This window comes from Streptomyces sp. Wb2n-11, from assembly GCF_001049855.1.
Lineage (GTDB): Bacteria > Actinomycetota > Actinomycetes > Streptomycetales > Streptomycetaceae > Streptomyces > Streptomyces altiplanensis.
On the sequence record NZ_CVPB01000001.1, the window covers coordinates 1,078,487 to 1,095,435 of the forward strand.

Below are 16,949 nucleotides of genomic sequence, written 5' to 3' on the forward strand. Positions count from 1 at the left end.
TCAGGCCTTGGCTTCCGCGTAGTCCTTGGCGTGGTTCAAGGTGGCGCGGCTGTTGGTGCTCAGGGCCGTCCGTACGTACTCCCGGGCGTCGGCGACGGTCGCGTCGGCGCCCAGGATCCGGGTGATGTTCTCGGTGTTGATGGTGACGGTGTGCTGCGAGGACGCGGCGACCCCGGCGCCGCTCTCCGCGAACGTCCAGTAACCGGTGTGCAGGGTCATCAGCGCCGGCAGGGTGACCTGCTTGTAGGCGATCTTCTGGTGCGGGAAGGTCACCCGGTAGGACTTGGTGGTGTGCACCGAGCCGTCCTTGGCCCGGGTGTCCATCTCCAGCGTCTGCAGGCCCGGGGTGTCCTCGTCGAGCCGGACGGTGGCCACGTGCGGGAGCCGCTCGGACCACAGGTGGGCCTCGTTGATGAAGTCGTAGACGTCCTTGGCCGAGCCCGCGACGTGGACCGTGTCCTCGAAGGAGAAGGTCAGCTCCTCGGACGCGTGGGCCAGTTCGACGTTCGTCTTGAGCGCGGCGAGCTCGGAGCGGGAGTTGCGGTCGACGGCCTCGTCGATCCACCGCAGGCTCTGCGGGTCGTCGTCGACGGCCCGGTAGTCGTGCAGCAGCCGGACCCGGGCGGTGGACCCGGAGAGCGGCTCGATGACCCAGGTGCCGCCCATCGAGGCGACCGGGGGCGCGGAGACCTCCTGGCGGAAGGTGATCCGCAGCTGTTCCGGATCGAGGGTGCGATGCGACGTCCAGTTCTTGGCCTCACCGTTGGCGGTGGCCCAGATGCGGATGCGCTCGGTGCGCCCGCTCTTCTCGACGTGGTCGACGTGGATGGTCGGCGGGAAGATCCTGGGCCAGTTCTGCACCTCGGCGATCAACCGGTAGACGGCGGTGGCCGGGGCCGAGACCGTGATCTCGTGCTCCACCTCGCGCAGGCCGGGCTGCGGCATGGTCATACTCCTCGGGTTCGGGTTCGCTTCTCGGGACCGGCTCAGAAGTTGCCGAGTCCACCGCAGACGTTGAGGGCCTGGGAGGTGATGGAGGCCGCGGTGTCGGAGGCCAGGTAGCCGACGAGGCCGGCCACCTCCTCGGGGGTGGAGTAGCGGCCCAGCGGGATCTTCGCCTGGAACTTCTCGAGGATCGCCTCCTCCGAGGCGTCGTACGCGGCCGCGTAGCCCTGCCGGACGCGCTGGGCCATCGGCGTCTCGACGTAACCGGGGCAGACCGCGTTGACGGTGATGCCGGTGGGGGCCAGCTCGTTGCCGAGCGCCTTGGTGAAGCCGACGACGCCGTGCTTGGAGGCCGAGTACGGGGCGCCGAGTACGACGCCCTGCTTGCCGGCGGTGGAGGCGATGTTGATGATCCGGCCGCGGTTCTTGTGGCGCAGCCCACCGGTGGTGAGCACCTCTCGGGTCAGCCGGAACACGCTGTTGAGGTTGGTGTCGATGACGTCGTGCCACAGCTCGTCGTCGATGTCGGCGGTGACTCCCCCGCCGCTGCGACCGGCGTTGTTGACCAGTACGTCCACGGTGCCGAAGCGCTCGACGGCGGCCTGCACGAAGGCGCGGGCGTCGGCGGACGAGCGGACGTCCAGGGTGGTGCCGTCGACCTGAAGGCCTTCGTCCTGGAGCTGCTTGATGGTGGCGGCGACGTTCTCGGCGTTGCGCGCGCCGATGAACACCCGGTGCCCCTGGGCGGCCAGGAGGCGCGCGACGGCGAGCCCGATTCCGCTGGTCGCGCCGGTGACGAGGGCTACTGGCTGGTCCTGCTGCGACATGTCTCTCTTCTCCGGTGAGTGCTCGTGTCCAGGAGCGGCCGCCGCGGGCTGCGCGGCGGCCGCGAGCGGGCTGTCAGGCGGTGACGGCGTCCTTGATGCAGGCGTTGACCGCCGCGACCAGGGCGCGCGGGGTGCGGTGGTCGGTGAAGATGTCGTCGTCCAGGGAGATGCCGTACTCGCGCTCGATCCGGCCACCGGTCTCCAGCAGGGCCAGCGACTCGTAGCCCAGCGCCTCGAAGTCGGTGTCGAGGATGTCGCCGTCGAGGTCGATGTTCTCGTCGGCCCCGGCGCTCTCCAGCAGGATCTGCTTGAAGGCCTCGATGGTGAATTCCTGCTCGGACATGGGGTCCCTTCATCGGTCGTACGCGGCCGGATGCCCGGCCGCGGAGTGGGGGGTGCCCGCCGCCCCGCCCCTGGGGACGCGGGCGGCGGTGGGCGAAGCCGTGGGGTCAGTCGGCGGCCCGGACGACCACGGCGGAGTTGAAGCCGCCGTAGCCGCGGGCGAGGACCAGCGCGGTGCGTACCGGGGCGGGCCGGGGCTGCCCGGTCACCAGGTCGATGGTGTACTCGGGCGACAGCTCCACGTTGGTGGTGGGCGGGATCAGCCCCTCGCGGATGGCCAGCACGGCGGAGACCACGTCCACCGGAGCGGCGCCGGAGTAGAGCCGGCCGGTCATCGTCTTGGGCGCGGTGACCGGCACCCCGGAAGGACCGAAGACGGCGCTGATGGCGTCGGCCTCCTCGCGGTCCAGCCGCGGGGTGCCCGCGGCGTCGGCGAACACCACGTCGACCTGGCCCGCCTCGACGCCGGCGTCCGCGAGCGCCACCTCGATGGCGCGGCGCAGTCCGGGCTCACGGCCGGTTCCCGGTTTCGGATCGAAGGTCGAGCCGTATCCGGCGATCTCGCCGTAGATGTTCTGCGCGCCGCGCTCGCGGGCCGTCTGCTCGTCCTCCAGGGTGATCAGCGCACCGCCCTCGCCGGGCACGTAGCCGTCGGCGGCCGCGTCGAAGGGCAGGTAGGCCCGGTCGGGGTCGCTGCTGGTGGACAGCCGGCCGCCGGCGATCTGCGCGACCCAGCCCCAGGTGCAGATCGGGGCGTCGAAGCCGCCGGAGAAGATCAGTTTGCTGCCCTTGCGGATCTGCCGGCGGGCCTGGGCGATCGCGTCGAGGCCGCCCGCGTGGTCGCTGACGACCACACCGCTGGGGCCCCGCATACCGTTGCGGATGGAGATCTGGCCGCTGTTGACCGCGTAGAACCAGGCGAAGGACTGGTAGGCGCTGACGTACTCGCTGCCCTGGCTCCACAGTTTCTTGAGCTCGTTCTGGCCGAACTCGAAGCCGCCGGCCGTGGAGGCGGTGACGACGCCCATGTCGAACTCGGGGATGTCGCCGGGCTGTATGCCCGCGTCCTTGAAGGCGCAGTCCGCGGCGACCAGGGCGAGCCGGGTCATCCGGTCCGTCTGCGGGAGCAGTCGGCTGGGCAGGAGTTCCTCGGCGACGAAGTCGCTGATCTCGCCGGCCAGCTGGGACGGGTAGGGCGTCGGATCGAAGCGGGTGACGCGGCCGATGGCGTTCTTGCCGACCCGGGTCGCGGCCCAGAAGCCGTCGACGCCGAGCCCGTTGGGGGTGACGACACCGATGCCGGTGATCACTGTCCTGGCGCTCATGCGGTGCTCCTCTCGGGACGGGCCAGCACCATCGCGCTCTGGAACCCGCCGAATCCGCTGCCGACCGTGAGCACCGCGTCGGTGCGCTGCTCGCGTGCGGTGAGCGGCACGTAGTCCAGGTCGCACTCCGGGTCGGGGGTGTGCAGGTTGGCGGTGGGCGGCACCACCTGGTTCTCCATGGCGAGCACGGAGGCGGCGATCTCGATCGATCCGATCGCGCCCAGCGAGTGGCCCACCATCGACTTGATGGAGCTGACCGGCGTGCGGTAGGCGTGCTCGCCGAGGCTGAGCTTGAACGCCGCGGTCTCGTGGCGGTCGTTCTGCTTGGTGCCCGAACCGTGTGCGTTGATGTAGTCGACGGACTCGGGGTTCATCCGCGCCTCGCCCAGCGCCACCTTGATGGCCTCGGCCATCTCCCGGCCGTCGGGGCGCAGCCCGGTCATGTGGAAGGCGTTGCAGCGGGAGGCGTACCCGGCTATCTCGGCGTAGATGTGCGCACCGCGCTTGCGCGCGCTGTCCAGCTCCTCCAGGACGAACACGGCGGAGCCCTCACCGAGCACGAAGCCGTTGCGGGTGCCGTCGAAGGGCCGCGAGGCGTGCTCGGGGTCGTCGTTGCGCGGGGTGGTCGCCTTGATGGCGTCGAAGCACGCCATCGTGATCGGGGAGATCGGGGCGTCCGTCGCGCCGGTGATCATGACGTCGGCGGTGCCCTCACGGATCAGCTCGGCGGCGTGGCCGACCGAGTCGATGCCGGAGGTGCAGCCGGTGGAGACCACGGTGGCCGGTCCCTCGGCGCCGACCGCCCAGGCCACCTCGGCCGAGATCGAGCTGGGTACGAAGTAGTTGTACAGGTGCTGCGGGGCGTAGGTGTGGTCGACCAGGTCGAGCCGGCCGTCGTCGCTCACCACCCGGTACTCGTCGTCGAGCCCGGTGGTCGCGCCGACCGCACTGCCGATGGTGACACCGGTGCGGTGGGGGTCGAACCCGGCGAGGTCCAGGCCGCTGTCGGCGAGCGCCTCGCGGGCGGTGACCACGCCGAACTGGGCGGCGCGGTCCATACGGCGGATCTCCTGGGGAGACAGCCCGTGCAGCTGCGGGTCGAAGTCGATCTCGGCCGCCACCCGGGAACGGAACGAGGAGGGGTCGAAGAAGGTGATCGCCCGGGTCGCCGTGCGGCCTTCGCTCAGCAGACTCCAGAAGTTCTTGGCACCGATACCGCCCGGTGCCAGCACTCCGACCCCCGTGATCACTACTCGGCGTCCCATCAGTGGTCGCCTCCCCTCGTGTCGGCGTGCTGCGGGCTCATGCGGAAGCCGTCCAGTCGTAGAAGCGGGTGGCCATCGCATCGGCCGGGGAACGCCAGGTCGCCGGGTCGTACGCCCCGATGAACGGCTTGAGGTCCTGGCTGATCTGCATGAACCTCGGGTCCGTCTTGGCGTCCTCGATCAGTTCTCCGCCGTTGTCCGCGTCGAAGTCCTGAAGGTGGAAGTACAGGCCCTTGTAGGCGAACAGCTGACGGCGGCGCGTGCCCATGCGGTGCGGCATCTCGCTCCGGTCGAACTCCGCGAAGAGCTTGCCGACTTCGGCGCTCGACTCGAGGTCCATCCGGGCCACGATCAGGGTGCTGTGCATCTGTTCTCTCTTCCGTGGGTCGACGAGGGGGTGCGAGGGGGGCCGGACGGGGCTCAGACCGGGCGAGGTTCTCCGAACCAGGTCTCCAGGGCCGTCGGCAGGTCGTGGTGACTGCCCGGTGCGGCCCAGGCGACATAGCCGTCGGGACGGACCAGTACGGCCGAGGTCCCCTGGAGGCCGCCGGCCCGGCCGGCCGCGTGCGGCTCGGCGGTGACGATGTCCACCCGGTCGGTCCAGCCGGCGGCCCGGCGCCGCAGGCGCGGGTTGTCCTCGAGGTCGAGCAGCACGCCGCGGGCGGAGTGCAGGAGTTCGGTGCTGCTGGTCCTGCGGACGTCACCGGCCAGTTCGAGGTGCGGCATCCGCCTGCCGAGCAGCGGATGGGTGCCGGCGCCGACGTCGTAGGTGATCTCCAGGCCGCTCACCATGGCGGCCAGGTGCTGGGCGACCTCTTCGTAGGCGAGGAGTTCGGTGAGCACGTCGCGCAGCGGCTGCACCTCGGGGCCGCTGAGGAAGAGCAGCCCCTGGGCCTGGGTGTTCATCAGCAGGCGCTTGCCGACCGCGTGGCGTTCGCTGTGATACGTGTCGAGAAGACCCTGCGGTGCCCGGCCGTTCACGACGGCGGCGAGCTTCCAGCCCAGGTTGACCGCGTCCTGGATGCTGGTGTTCATGCCCTGTCCACCGGCCGGGAGGTGGATGTGCGCGGAGTCACCGGCCAGGATGACGCGCCCCCGGCGGTACTCGGTGACCTGGCGGGTGGCGTTGCCGAAGGAGCTGACCCATACCGGCTCGGCGTGCGAGATGTCGTCGCCGGTCAGCCGCTTCCACGCGTCGGCCACTTCCCCGAAGGACGGCGGGACCTCTCTGCGCTGCGGCGGGGTGCCCCGCTCGCAGACGATGATGCGGGTGGTGTCGCCGGGCAGCGGGCCGGCCATGACCATGCCGCCGGGAAGCGTCTCACCGATCATGCGGGGCTGGATGTCGACGCCCTTGATGTCGGCGAGGAACATCTCCATCGTGGCGGCGGTGCCGGGAAAGTCGAACCCGGCCGCCTTGCGCACCGCGCTGCGCCCGCCGTCGCAGCCCACCAGGTAGGCGGCGCGCAGCGTGTGGGTGCCCGCGGGGCCGCGGACCTCGACCTCGACGCCGTCGCCCTCGTCCGTCAGGGAGAGGACCTCGTGGCCTCGCCGGATGTCGGCTCCCAGGCTGGTGGCCCACTCCTCGAGATGCGTCTCGGTGACGGACTGCGGCACGGTCTTGGCCGCCTGCAGGGCACCTTCCAGGACACCGAAGTCGATGGGCAGGCCGCCGAAGTGCCCCTGGTTGCTGGTCTCGATCTCGCCGAACCGGGAGAGCACCCCCCGCTGGTCGAAGACCTCCATGGTGCGCGCGGTGAATCCCAACCCCCGCGACTCTCCGGTGCGCTGCGTGAGCCGCTCCAGGACGACGACGTCGACTCCCGCGAGCCGCAGTTCACCGGCGAGCATCATCCCGGCAGGACCCGCGCCCACGACAATCACTGCAGCGTCCATATACCTCTCCTCGGCCATCTCAGGGGTTCCTTCAAAGGGTTGGAGCATCGACGGCACCAGTGGCCCGCAAATGCTGGATCACATGCAGCTCAAGACGGTTCAACAGAAGCTGTTAATGAGCCTGTTCGTCCGGCAAAAGAATTTCAAGACGCACCTCTTCATGCCTGCGTGATATTTCCTCATGCAACTGCACACCGGGAAGAAACAGGTGAGGGAAGCGTCAGGAGAATGCAAACCCGCTGTTCCGGCCGCCGGGACCGCCGTACGCACCGCGGCATCCGGGAAAGAATTCAGACGAATACCAGGAGTCCGCGGAGGGAAAATCTCGCGGCGGCCCGCGGGAGGTTCTGGAATCAGCGCCGTCGCGGGCCGGACGCACCGGGTGTGCGCAGGGCCCCGCCGGTTTCGGCGGGGCCCTGGGGTGCTGGTGCGGCCGGTGGTTGTCCGGTGGTCCGCGGCCGTGGCCGGGGTCAGTCCTTGATCTCGCAGATGACGGCGCCGGAGGTCAGGGAGGCGCCGATCTCGACGGCCAGGCCCTTGACGGTGCCCGAGCGGTGGGCGTTCAGGGGCTGTTCCATCTTCATGGCCTCCAGGACGACGACGAGGTCGCCCTCGCTGACCTGCTGGCCCTCCTCGACCGCGATCTTGACGATGGTGCCCTGCATCGGGGAGGCCAGGGTGTCGCCGGAGGCGGCCGGGCCGGACTTCTTCGCCGCCCGGCGCTTGGGCTTGGCGCCGGCCGCCAGGCCGGTGCGGGCCAGGGACATGCCCAGGCTGGAGGGCAGCGAGACCTCCAGGCGCTTGCCGCCGACCTCGACCACGATGGTCTCGCGCCCGGACTCGTCCTCCTCGCCGTCCGCGCCGGGCACGGTGTAGAGCGCAACGGTGTTGACGAACTCGGTCTCGATCCACCGGGTGTGCACGGTGAACGGGTCCGAGGTGAACGCCGGGTCGGTGACCACCGCGCGGTGGAAGGGGATCGCGGTGGCCATCCCCTCGACGGTGAACTCCGCCAGCGCCCGGGCGGCGCGCTGCAGCGCCTGCTCGCGGGTGGCGCCGGTGACGATCAGCTTGGCCAGCAGCGAGTCCCAGGCCGGGCCGATCACCGAGCCGGACTCCACGCCGGCGTCCAGGCGCACGCCGGGGCCGGTGGGCGGGGTGAAGGCGGTCACCGTGCCCGGGGCGGGCAGGAAACCGCGGCCCGGGTCCTCGCCGTTGATCCGGAACTCGATGGAGTGCCCGCGCACCGCCGGGTCGTCGTAGCCCAGCTCCTCGCCGTCGGCGATGCGGAACATCTCCCGCACCAGGTCGATGCCGGTGACCTCCTCGGAGACCGGGTGCTCGACCTGCAGACGGGTGTTGACCTCCAGGAAGGAGATGGTGCCGTCCGCGGCGACCAGGAACTCCACGGTGCCCGCGCCCACGTAGCCGGCCTCCCGCAGGATCGCCTTGGAGGCGGCGTACAGCTCGGCGTTCTGCTCCTGGGTCAGGAACGGCGCCGGGGCCTCCTCCACCAGCTTCTGGTGGCGGCGCTGCAGCGAGCAGTCCCGGGTGGAGACCACCACCACGTTGCCGTGCGCGTCCGCCAGGCACTGGGTCTCCACGTGCCGGGGCCGGTCGAGGTAGCGCTCGACGAAGCACTCTCCGCGCCCGAACGCCGCGACCGCCTCGCGGACCGCGGAGTCGTAGAGCTCGGGGACCTCCTCCAGGGTGCGGGCCACCTTCAGACCGCGCCCGCCGCCGCCGAACGCCGCCTTGATCGCGATCGGCAGCCCGTGCTCGCGCGCGAAGGCCACCACCTCCTCGGCGCCGGAGACCGGGTCCGCGGTGCCCGCCACCAGCGGCGCCCCGGCACGCTGCGCGATGTGCCGGGCGGCGACCTTGTCGCCCAGGTCCCGGATCGCCTGCGGCGGCGGACCGATCCAGGTCAGCCCCGCATCGATCACCGCCTGGGCGAACTCCGCGTTCTCCGACAAGAACCCGTACCCCGGATGGACCGCGTCCGCCCCCGAGTCCTTCGCCGCCGCCAGCACCTTGGCCATGTCCAGATAACTGGCGGCCGGGGTGTCACCGCCCAGAGCGAACGCCTCGTCCGCCGCACGGACATGCACCGCGTCCCGGTCCGGATCGGCGTAGACGGCCACGCTCGCGATCCCGGCATCCCGGCAGGCCCGAGCAACGCGGACAGCGATTTCGCCACGGTTGGCGATGAGCACCTTGCGCACGACGGATCTCCTCATGGCTTGTCCGGAAGCTGAATGTCAGCTTGTTCCGGGCGCTCATCAGGATCAAGGCGCCATTGTCCAGGCTTTGGTGAACTTCCTTCACAGATCCCGCAGTTCCGCGTAACAGGTGAGAGGCCGACCAGCAAATGTCAGGGATACGTCAAAGGTTCGGCCGGGTTACGGAGCCTCTGACGCCCCGTAACCCCCAGGACACCGCTTACGGGTGTCCGAGACGGAAGCCGACTCCCCTGACCGTGACGATCCAGCTACTGGAACCGAGCTTGTTGCGCAGGCTGCTCACGTGCGTGTCGATGGTCCGGCCCGGCCGCGACCAGGAGTCGTCCCACACCTGGACCATGAGCTGTCTGCGCGAGATGACGGCCTCGGGCTGGGAGGCCAGCAGGTGCAGCAGGTCGAACTCCTTGCGGGTCACCTCGACGTGCCGCCCGTCGAGCCGGACCTCGCGCGTCCGCGCGTCGATGCGCAGCGACCCGCGCGTGATGACCTGCTCCACGGGCTGCTGCGGCCGGGCCCTGCGCATGACCGCTTCCATCCTGGCCATCAGCTCACGGAAGCCGTACGGCTTGGCCAGGTAGTCGTCCGAGCCCGCCTGCAGACCCAGCACCCGGTCGAGTTCGGTGTCCCGGGCGGTGACCACGATGATCGGCGTGTCACACGTGGCCCGGATGCTCCGGCAGATCTCCAGCCCGTCCAGGTCGGGCAGTTCGAGATCGAGGAGGACCAGATCGGAGCTGCGGTGCACCTGCAACGCCTTGGCGCCGGTGGCCACGCTCTCGGCCCGGTAGCCGTGCCGGCGCAGCCCCTGGACCAGGGCTTCGGCGGCACGCGGCTCGTTCTCCACGACAAGGACCCGCACGGCTTCCCGCCGGGGACGGGTCCCGGCCTCCGCGGACGGCGCACGGGTGGGCGGCGGAACTAATCGATCTTCATGATTTCGGCCAGGTATGTGAGGTTCCAGTGTGCCAGTGGACTGCTGTGTCATCTGCCGCTCCTGCACATCCGCGCGATGGGCGCATCACCAGTAGACCCTTCCGCCGCGAAGATACAAACCGGTAAGCCGGTTTGTCAAAGTTTAAAAATGCGAAGACATCCTTCCACCCGCCTCACCTTCACCTGACCGGCCCCCCGCGAACTACCGCAACAAGAGAGTGACTGAAGCCCAACTCTTCCCGATTGGCGCGTATTTGCCCCCAGGCATGAACAGGGGCGCCAATAGCCGACCCTTCCCTGTGCGACAGAGCGTCACCGCGAGTATACAAACCATGCAGTTGGTTTTATAGTTGCCGCAGTACCACCCCCTTCCCCAGGCCGCCAGGCCGCAGAGGTAGTCCCAGGACTGGAGCCGTCCGTGACCAAACAGGAACGGGGCATCCGCACCCGCCATGCGCTGATCCGTTCGGCGGCCAAGTTGTTCGAGCGTCATGGATACGACCGGACGCGCCTGGCCGAGATCAGCTCGGACGCGGGTGTGAGCCCCGGTGCACTGCACTTCCACTTCAGCAACAAGGCGGCCGTGGCCGACGCCGTCGTGACCGCTGCCGCACGCGCCCTTCACCGGGCGGCGCACAGGGCCTCGCAGGACCAGCCGAACGCGCTCCAGACGCTCACCGACATCTCGCACACCTTCGCCTTCCTGCTGAGCCAGGACGTGGTGGTGCGAGCCGGCTTCCAGCTCGGCTACGACACCGTCCGGCCCTCCGGCCTGAACCTCCGGCAGGAATGGAGGGAGTGCGTGGAGCGGCTGCTGGCCCGGGCCATGGAGGAGGGCGTCCTCGCCGAAGAAGTGCCCCTGAAGCCGATGGCCGCGACCGTGGTGGCGGCGACCACCGGCTTCGAAGTACTGGGCAGGGGGGACGGGGAGTGGCTGTCGCGCCATTCGCTCACCGGGTTCTGGCAGCTGCTCCTGCCCCGGATGGCCGCCCCGCAGGCGCTGAACACGCTGGCCCCCGGCGGCACGGACTTCGTGATCGACGAGTCACTGCTCACCCCCGAGGAGTTCGTACCGGAAACCGGCCCGCAACCGCACGGTTTCCGTTGCCGCACCGCGCGCTCATGGCCGTAGGACCACCTTGCCCGTGGTGCGGCGGGCCAGCAGATCCTCGTGCGCCCGACGCGCCTCGGCCAGCGGGTACTCGGCGCCGATGACGGGCCGCAGGCGTCCCTGAGCGGTCAGCGAGAGCAGCTCCTTGAGCGGCTCGGTGAAGCCACCGGGGCGGGCCAGGGCGGGGCGCAGCCAGAAACCGACGACTCCCGCGCCGAGGCGGCTGAGCCGCGCGGGATCAACGGGGGTGAACGGGGTGCGGGAGGCGTTTCCGTAGGTCACCAGGCGGCCGGAGTCGGCGAGGGAGTCGAGAGCCCGGTCGAAGAGCGGGCCGCCCGTCGCGTCGAGGATCACGTCGGCAGGCTCGTCCAGCGGGTACTCGGCCACATCATCGGCGCCCAGCGCCAGGGCGAGTTCCCGCTTGGCGGGGGTGGAGGCCATGGCCCGCACCCGCCGTGCGCCGAACTGCTTGGCCAGTTGTACGGCGAGGCTGCCGACACCACCCGCGGCGGCATGGACCACGACGCTCTCGCCGGGCAGCAGACGGGCGGCGGTGCGCAGCAGGTGCCAGGCGGTCAGCCCCTGCATCAACAGGGCCAGCGCCTGGCCCGCGGGCAGGTCGTCGGGGATGTCGATCACCGACTCCGCACCGGCCAGGGCGAGTTCGGCGTATCCGCCCGTCGTCCGGGCCAGGACCCGCCGCCCGTCCCGGGTCCTGCCGACCACCTCGCTGCCCGGTACGTACGGCAGCCGGTCCGGGCTCAGGTAGGAGCCGTCGACCTGGTGGGTGTCGGCGAAATTGACCCCGGCCGCCTCGACGGCGATCAGTAACTCGCCCTGCCGCGGAGACGGTTCGGGCAGGTCGCGGAGGGTCAGCACCTCTGGGCCGCCGAAGCGGTCGAACTGGATGGCACGCATGGCGGGTGAACGCCGCCAGCCCGGGCCGGTATTCCACCGTGTGACGCCGCAGACCGTTTACCCGTTTGGTGTGAACTCGTCAACGTCGGGCTGGAAGACTGCAGAGCATGATCGGAAAAGGCCAACTCCTGCAAGACAAAGTCATATTCATCACGGGAGCGAGCAGCGGCATCGGCGCCGCAGCCGCCTCCGTCTTCGCCCGGGAGGGAGCGGCGGTCGTACTCGCGGCACGCCGGAAGGAGAGACTCTCGGCCGTCGTGGCCGAACTGGGCGACAAGGGATTCGACGCCTCCTACGTGGTGACCGACCTGACCCGCGCCCAGGACGTACGGGAGGCGGTCGGCTTCGTGGTGGAACGCCACGGCCGGCTCGACGGGGCCTTCAACAACGCCGGCATCGGCGGCGACCAGGCACCACTGCACCTGATGAAGGACGACGTCTACGACTCCATCATCGACACCAACGTCCGCGGGGTGTGGAACTGCCTGCGTGCCGAGATCAGCGCCATGCTGGACAACGGCGGCGGCTCGATCGTGAACAACAGCAGTGTCGGAGGTCTGGTGGCCATACCCGCGGCCGCCCCCTATGTGGCCTCCAAGCACGCGGTCGTCGGTTTCACCCGGGCCGCGGCCGACGAGTACGCGCGCCAGGGGATCAGGGTCAACGCCGTGGCGCCGGGGTCGACCCGCAGCGAGATCACGGCCGACTGGTACGACCGCAATCCCGGTCTGGAGGACTCGATCCACGCCATCACTCCCCAGGGGCGCACCGCGGCCCCGGAAGAGATCGCCGAGGCGGCGGCCTGGCTGCTCAGTGACCGGGCGTCGTACGTCACCGGCGTCGTGATGCCGGTGGACGGCGGCTTCGTCAACCGCTGATCCCTGCGGCCGGCCCCTGCGAGGGTGAGGACGCCCCGGCAGAACAGGCGTCCTCACCGGACGGTCTAGGCCACGGAGGCAAGGGTGAGGCTGAACGCCGCCCTGCCGTCCTGCACACCGGTGACCTCGACCCGCGTGACGCCGTCGCCCGCCGGGGGGACGACGGCCGCATCGATCCAGCAAGGGGCGTCGAACTCGATGTAGTGAGCGTACGTGCTGGCCACCTCGACCGGACGGAACGCCGCCGGACCGGTGACGGCCTGTGCGGCCTGGCACGCCGCCTCTATCAGGACCAGCCCGGGAACATGGTCCACGGGGTGGTCGTACAGGGCCACGTTGCCGACGTCCGTACGCAGTTGCCACCGTCCGGGCCAGCCGGTGGGCGCGAGGACCACGTCGGACGCGTGGGTACGCCCGACGGCGGGCGCGGGAACGGGCGCGGGGACGAGGCCCTCGTCCCAGGCGATGTGCAGGTGCTCGCCGCGCAGCCGGCGGTATACCGCGGGAGCTATCCAGCTGAAGTCGACCACCGACTCCCCGACCGGGCGCCCCGCGTGCAGCAGGACCAGCTCGACCCGCATCGAGCGGTGGCCCGTGCTCCGGCAGGACACCTCGACGGTCAGGTCGACCGGTTCGTCCCGGGGGACCCGGTAGTCCCGGTCGAGAGAGAAGTCCAGGCGCTCCATCAGCGTCTGGTGCGCCAGCGGAACCGATCTCTCCGCATGGGCGACGACCAGGCAGCTCTGCCGGATCGTCTGCGTGACTAAGGAGGGTTCGAAGGGCCCGCCCGCCGCCGCGGGCCACCGCGCGGTGACGGTGTACCGGTCGGAACCGCGCGAGGACCAGCCGGTGAGCAGGACGGCTTCCTCCCGGTGCAGATGCACGTACTTCTTGAGAACGCCGATCCCGACGCGCCGCTCCACCTGACCGTAATCTGCAAGCAAACTATTGGACACGTTTCCCCCTCGAAAGGCCGCTGAAGTCCCCTGCCCGAGTTAAGATACCGACCCATCGGTTCTTTTTTAAGAGTTTGACTATTTCCCCAGGGAGCCCAGGCGTGGCGCAACAGGAGCGGGCGGTCCGAACCCGCAGGGTCATCTTGGAGGCCGCTGCCGCCGTTTTCGACGAGCTGGGTTACGAGGCCTCGACCATCTCGGAGATCCTGGAGCGGGCCGGCGTGACCAAGGGCGCCTTCTATTTCCACTTCCGCTCCAAGGAGGACATGGCCCGGGGAGTGCTCAGCGAGGCGGTGACGACCGAAGGCGTCCTGCCCCAGGGGCTCAAGCTCCAGGAAGTCCTGGACATGATGATGCTGATGGCCTACCGGCTGCCTCGGGAGCCCATGTTCAGCGCCGCGTTGCGCCTGGCGGTGGACCGCAACTCACGGAGCATGTTCGGAACGCGCTGGCCCGACTGGACCGATCTCCTGGCGTCGTTGCTGGGTGAGGCCAAGGCGCGGGGCGAGGTGCACGCGTACATCGAGGAGACGGAGACCGCCCGCCTGCTGCTGTCCGCCTGGACCGGCGTCCGCATCGTGTCCGAGGGGATGCCGGGTGAGTACGACCTGCCCACCGAGGTCGCCGCACTGCTCCAGCTGATGCTGCCCAGCATCGCCGTGCCCACGGTCCTCCCCCGGCTGGAGATCTCCGCGGACCGTACCGCCCGGCTCTTCGCCCTGACGGGCAAGGGCGATCCGGAAAGCGCCGGCGACACCTCCGGGAATGCGGCGGACCGGCACCCGTAGGCGCCGGTGACGGCGATCCGCCGCCACCGGCAGGGCCCGGCGGACGACGCTCACCACCGGCACGGGCGGCCCCTCACTTGATCCGGGCGGCGGGCCCGGCGGAAGGGGCCGGCACCGGGCTGCCGGGCTGGGGACCGGCCACGCCCGCCCGGCTGACCCACAGGGCGATCAGGGCCAGTGCGGGCACGGTTGCCGCGAGGAGGAACCCGGTGGTGGGCGAGGTGGCCTGGATCAGCGGGCCGATCAGCAGCGGAGAGGCGAACTGCCCGGCGAAGGTGGCTGTTCCCGACAGCGAGGTGGCCTGGCCGCGTACGGCCGCGGGCACGCCCTCGCCGATCAGCACGGTGGTCACCGGGAAGAACATCCCCTGGCCGAGGCCGAACAGCAACGGCGCCAGGAACAGCAGGGGGCGTTGGGTGCGACGGCGAGCAGCAGGAAGGCCGCCGTCCACAGCGCCAGCGACCCCCGCAGCAGCACGCTGTAGGCCAGGCGGGTACGGAGCGAGGCGTACGCGAGGCCGATGAGGCTCATCGCGCCGGACATGCCCACGGTGTACAGGGAGACCAGCAGCGGATCCTCGACACCGGACTCCGCCAGGCGCTGCGGGAGGAAGACCACCAGCGCGTACAGCAGCAGCGAGCCGCAGAACTGCAGCCCGTACCAGACGAGCAGGATGCGGTGCCGGCGCAGCATCTGCCACGCTCCGAGCCTTTCCCCGGCGGGACGGGCGGCCCCCTTCGGCCGCTCACGGGGCAGGAGCAGAGCGGTGGCGATCCCGAGTGGCACGCCGATCAGATAGACCCCGAAGGGAAGGTGCCAGGAGATTCCCCCGACGCCTCCGGCCAGCAGGGGCCACAGCACCCCGCCCATGCTGGTGGCCGTCCCGCGCCAGCCCATCGCACGGTCCTGCGCGGGGCCCTTGTAGAGGTTGAGCAGGGCCAGGGTGGTGCCCGAGAACACCAGGGCGGCTCCGGCACCGAACGCGACACGACTGGCGATGAGCGCCGGGTAGCTGTCGGCGACCAGGCCGGTGCCCCCCGCCAGCCCGTACAGAACGAGTCCGCCCGCCAGCGGCAGCCGCACGCCCCAGCGGTCGAGCATCCATCCGGCCAGCGGACTGGTCACGGCGATGGAGAGGCTGTGGGTGGTGATGATGAGGCCGGCCTCGGTGCCGCTGAGCTGGAGGTCGCCGCGGATGACCTGGATGACCGGCGCGAGGATGGACCCCGCCATCACCGTCAGGGTCGAGGCGAACAGCAGGAGCGGCAGCGTGCCGGGCCGGACCGGGGCCGGTGCGGGTTCGGGTGCGGGAGTGCTCACCGGACTCCTTCCAGTACGGGGGCTCCGACTCCGCCGGGGCTGGCCAGACCGTGGTTGGTCAGGTGCAGGGTGCGGGTGTTGAAGGCCATGAAGGGCTGGATGAGACCGTCGACGAAGATCAGGAAGGCGAGAGTCCCGATGCCGACGGGTCCGCCCAGCAGCCAGCCGAGGGCGAGCAGGACGGTTTCGACGCCGACCTTGGCGGCCCAGAAGGGCACCTTCAGGCGCTGGTTGAGCGAGATGACGATCAGGTCCATGGCACGGATGCCGGTACCGCTCATGATGATCAGGGCGGAGCCGTAGGAGCACAGCAGGACCGCGACGACCAGGGACGGTACGGAGGCGAACCAGCCCAGGTCGGCCAGGAGCATCAGGTCGATGAGGCTGCCGCACAGGAGGAAGGTGACGAACGGCATCACGACCGGGCGGCGGCGGTTCCACACCGACCAGATGACGATGCACACGGCCGCGATGAGCGCCTGGGCCAGGCCGATGGTCAGCGGGAAGTGCTCCAGGAGGCCGAGGGAGAGGACGTCCAGGGGGTCCACGCCGAGACCGGAGTGGATGAACAGGGTGGCACCGGAGGCGAAGACCAGACACCCCGCGAGATAGAGCGCGTAGCCCTGGAGACGATCGCGCAGGTCGATGCTGTGACGGGGTCGGACGCGGGCGGGGGTGCTGAGTAACTTCGACATGACGGGTTCCTCATTGCGACAGATGGGCGCGGGCCGCCCTGAGGAGCGGAGGAAGGGTCGGACGGCCCGCGGGTGGAGGGGGGTGATCAGGCGTTGACGAAGATCAGGTTGTTCCCCGCGGGGTCGCTGATCTCGAAACGCTCACCCGTCTTGTGCGGGACGACGCCGGTGGGGCGGAGGTCTTCCACGGCCGAGTGGGCGGCGGGGATGTCCACCTGCGTGAAGGCGAGGCTGATGGGCTGGTCGCCCTTCTGGATGATCAGCTCGCCGTCATGGCCGGTGTCGAAGACCACGGAAATACCGGGGTACTCCTCGCGGATCTTCAGGCCGAGCCGGTCGCGGTAGAAGGCGACCATGGTGTCCAGGTCCGTGCAGAAGATCTTGATAACCGTCAGCTTGCCGAACATGACGTCCTACCTCTCGTGAACACCCCTTCTTCAGGGGGCTGTTGATGCGTCGACGGGGCCGGGCAGGCCCGGAGCGGAGACGGGAGGCGCAGGACCTCGC

General features: G+C 70.0%; 18 protein-coding genes. 3 read left to right on the forward strand and 15 right to left on the reverse strand.

The features are described from left to right. From BN1555_RS04735 to BN1555_RS04775, 9 genes are all read right to left on the reverse strand, one after another. Positions 1 to 945 (reverse strand): aromatase/cyclase, encoded by a 945-nt coding sequence (locus tag BN1555_RS04735; RefSeq protein WP_093798134.1) that lies wholly within the window; start codon positions 943 to 945, stop codon positions 1 to 3. A 41-nt stretch (positions 946 to 986) separates the two neighbouring features. Then, positions 987 to 1,772 (reverse strand): 3-oxoacyl-ACP reductase FabG, encoded by a 786-nt coding sequence (gene fabG, locus BN1555_RS04740; RefSeq protein WP_093798136.1) that lies wholly within the window; start codon positions 1,770 to 1,772, stop codon positions 987 to 989. 73 nt (positions 1,773 to 1,845) lie between these two features. Next, positions 1,846 to 2,115: an acyl carrier protein gene (locus tag BN1555_RS04745; protein WP_093798138.1), complete on the reverse strand. Its 270-nt coding sequence runs from the start codon at positions 2,113 to 2,115 to the stop codon at positions 1,846 to 1,848. A gap of 106 nt (positions 2,116 to 2,221) precedes the next feature. Further along, positions 2,222 to 3,439, reverse strand: coding sequence for a ketosynthase chain-length factor (locus BN1555_RS04750; protein ID WP_093798140.1), 1,218 nt, complete (start codon positions 3,437 to 3,439; stop codon positions 2,222 to 2,224). Continuing rightward, positions 3,436 to 4,707: a beta-ketoacyl-[acyl-carrier-protein] synthase family protein gene (locus tag BN1555_RS04755; RefSeq protein ID WP_093803185.1), complete on the reverse strand. Its 1,272-nt coding sequence runs from the start codon at positions 4,705 to 4,707 to the stop codon at positions 3,436 to 3,438. Before BN1555_RS04755 ends, BN1555_RS04750 begins: the two co-directional genes overlap by 4 nt. Before the next feature lie 34 nt (positions 4,708 to 4,741). Beyond that, positions 4,742 to 5,071 carry a TcmI family type II polyketide cyclase gene (locus BN1555_RS04760; protein ID WP_093798142.1) on the reverse strand — a complete coding sequence of 110 codons (330 nt, stop codon included), beginning with the start codon at positions 5,069 to 5,071 and terminating at the stop codon, positions 4,742 to 4,744. Positions 5,072 to 5,124: 53 nt separating this feature from the next. Next, a complete protein-coding gene (locus BN1555_RS04765) occupies positions 5,125 to 6,600 on the reverse strand; it encodes an FAD-dependent monooxygenase (protein WP_093798144.1) in 1,476 nt (491 codons plus the stop codon). 470 nt (positions 6,601 to 7,070) lie between these two features. After that, positions 7,071 to 8,825: an acetyl/propionyl/methylcrotonyl-CoA carboxylase subunit alpha gene (locus tag BN1555_RS04770; RefSeq protein ID WP_093798146.1), complete on the reverse strand. Its 1,755-nt coding sequence runs from the start codon at positions 8,823 to 8,825 to the stop codon at positions 7,071 to 7,073. A gap of 217 nt (positions 8,826 to 9,042) precedes the next feature. Further along, on the reverse strand, positions 9,043 to 9,828 hold the full coding sequence (locus tag BN1555_RS04775) for a response regulator transcription factor (RefSeq protein ID WP_093798148.1): 786 nt from the start codon (positions 9,826 to 9,828) through the stop codon (positions 9,043 to 9,045). 366 nt (positions 9,829 to 10,194) lie between these two features. Between BN1555_RS04775 and BN1555_RS04780 the strand changes: the two genes are divergently transcribed. Continuing rightward, positions 10,195 to 10,908, forward strand: a complete 714-nt coding sequence (locus tag BN1555_RS04780; RefSeq protein WP_093798150.1) for a ScbR family autoregulator-binding transcription factor — start codon at positions 10,195 to 10,197, stop codon at positions 10,906 to 10,908. On the opposite strand, the gene BN1555_RS04785 is transcribed toward BN1555_RS04780, so the two are convergent. Next, complete coding sequence (locus tag BN1555_RS04785) at positions 10,897 to 11,805, reverse strand: quinone oxidoreductase family protein (protein WP_093798152.1); 909 nt, start codon at positions 11,803 to 11,805, stop codon at positions 10,897 to 10,899. The two genes, BN1555_RS04780 and BN1555_RS04785, sit on opposite strands and share 12 nt — an antisense overlap. 107 nt (positions 11,806 to 11,912) lie before the next feature. Between BN1555_RS04785 and BN1555_RS04790 the strand changes: the two genes are divergently transcribed. Beyond that, positions 11,913 to 12,683: an SDR family NAD(P)-dependent oxidoreductase gene (locus BN1555_RS04790; RefSeq protein ID WP_093798154.1), complete on the forward strand. Its 771-nt coding sequence runs from the start codon at positions 11,913 to 11,915 to the stop codon at positions 12,681 to 12,683. 65 nt (positions 12,684 to 12,748) lie between these two features. Here BN1555_RS04790 and BN1555_RS04795 read toward each other — a convergent pair whose 3' ends face one another. Next, on the reverse strand, positions 12,749 to 13,639 hold the full coding sequence (locus BN1555_RS04795; RefSeq protein ID WP_093798156.1) for a ScbA/BarX family gamma-butyrolactone biosynthesis protein: 891 nt from the start codon (positions 13,637 to 13,639) through the stop codon (positions 12,749 to 12,751). Between the two features lie 101 nt (positions 13,640 to 13,740). Here BN1555_RS04795 and BN1555_RS04800 point away from each other — a divergent pair, with 101 nt between their 5' ends. Further along, positions 13,741 to 14,427: a ScbR family autoregulator-binding transcription factor gene (locus tag BN1555_RS04800; RefSeq protein WP_093798158.1), complete on the forward strand. Its 687-nt coding sequence runs from the start codon at positions 13,741 to 13,743 to the stop codon at positions 14,425 to 14,427. Positions 14,428 to 14,500: 73 nt separating this feature from the next. Here the strand turns inward: BN1555_RS04800 and BN1555_RS39620 are convergent, their stop codons facing one another. The 4 genes from BN1555_RS39620 to BN1555_RS04815 form a co-directional block, all read right to left on the reverse strand. Next, on the reverse strand, positions 14,501 to 14,791 hold the full coding sequence (locus tag BN1555_RS39620; RefSeq protein WP_369688941.1) for a hypothetical protein: 291 nt from the start codon (positions 14,789 to 14,791) through the stop codon (positions 14,501 to 14,503). After that, positions 14,776 to 15,747, reverse strand: coding sequence for an MFS transporter (locus tag BN1555_RS04805; RefSeq protein ID WP_218058177.1), 972 nt, complete (start codon positions 15,745 to 15,747; stop codon positions 14,776 to 14,778). The genes BN1555_RS39620 and BN1555_RS04805 overlap by 16 nt, the downstream gene beginning before the upstream one ends. Beyond that, the gene (locus BN1555_RS04810; protein WP_218058178.1) at positions 15,744 to 16,442 is read right to left on the reverse strand and encodes a YczE/YyaS/YitT family protein; all 699 of its coding nucleotides are present in this window, start codon (positions 16,440 to 16,442) and stop codon (positions 15,744 to 15,746) included. Before BN1555_RS04810 ends, BN1555_RS04805 begins: the two co-directional genes overlap by 4 nt. Positions 16,443 to 16,528: 86 nt before the next feature. After that, a complete protein-coding gene (locus tag BN1555_RS04815) occupies positions 16,529 to 16,849 on the reverse strand; it encodes a VOC family protein (RefSeq protein ID WP_093798160.1) in 321 nt (106 codons plus the stop codon). Positions 16,850 to 16,949: the final 100 nt, after the last annotated feature.

What these genes read in the sequence shown, in the direction of transcription:
- BN1555_RS04765 (WP_093798144.1), bottom strand. Translation starts at nt 6,600, where the DNA reads ATGGACGCTGCAGTGATTGTCGTGGGCGCGGGTCCTGCCGGGATGATG.
- BN1555_RS04745 (WP_093798138.1), bottom strand. Translation starts at nt 2,115, where the DNA reads ATGTCCGAGCAGGAATTCACCATCGAGGCCTTCAAGCAGATCCTGCTG.
- BN1555_RS04815 (WP_093798160.1), bottom strand. Translation starts at nt 16,849, where the DNA reads ATGTTCGGCAAGCTGACGGTTATCAAGATCTTCTGCACGGACCTGGAC.
- BN1555_RS04735 (WP_093798134.1), bottom strand. Translation starts at nt 945, where the DNA reads ATGCCGCAGCCCGGCCTGCGCGAGGTGGAGCACGAGATCACGGTCTCG.
- BN1555_RS04775 (WP_093798148.1), bottom strand. Translation starts at nt 9,828, where the DNA reads ATGACACAGCAGTCCACTGGCACACTGGAACCTCACATACCTGGCCGA.
- BN1555_RS04810 (WP_218058178.1), bottom strand. Translation starts at nt 16,442, where the DNA reads ATGTCGAAGTTACTCAGCACCCCCGCCCGCGTCCGACCCCGTCACAGC.
- BN1555_RS04750 (WP_093798140.1), bottom strand. Translation starts at nt 3,439, where the DNA reads ATGAGCGCCAGGACAGTGATCACCGGCATCGGTGTCGTCACCCCCAAC.
- fabG (WP_093798136.1), bottom strand. Translation starts at nt 1,772, where the DNA reads ATGTCGCAGCAGGACCAGCCAGTAGCCCTCGTCACCGGCGCGACCAGC.
- BN1555_RS04790 (WP_093798154.1), top strand. Translation starts at nt 11,913, where the DNA reads ATGATCGGAAAAGGCCAACTCCTGCAAGACAAAGTCATATTCATCACG.
- BN1555_RS04785 (WP_093798152.1), bottom strand. Translation starts at nt 11,805, where the DNA reads ATGCGTGCCATCCAGTTCGACCGCTTCGGCGGCCCAGAGGTGCTGACC.
- BN1555_RS39620 (WP_369688941.1), bottom strand. Translation starts at nt 14,791, where the DNA reads ATGTTCTTCCCGGTGACCACCGTGCTGATCGGCGAGGGCGTGCCCGCG.
- BN1555_RS04760 (WP_093798142.1), bottom strand. Translation starts at nt 5,071, where the DNA reads ATGCACAGCACCCTGATCGTGGCCCGGATGGACCTCGAGTCGAGCGCC.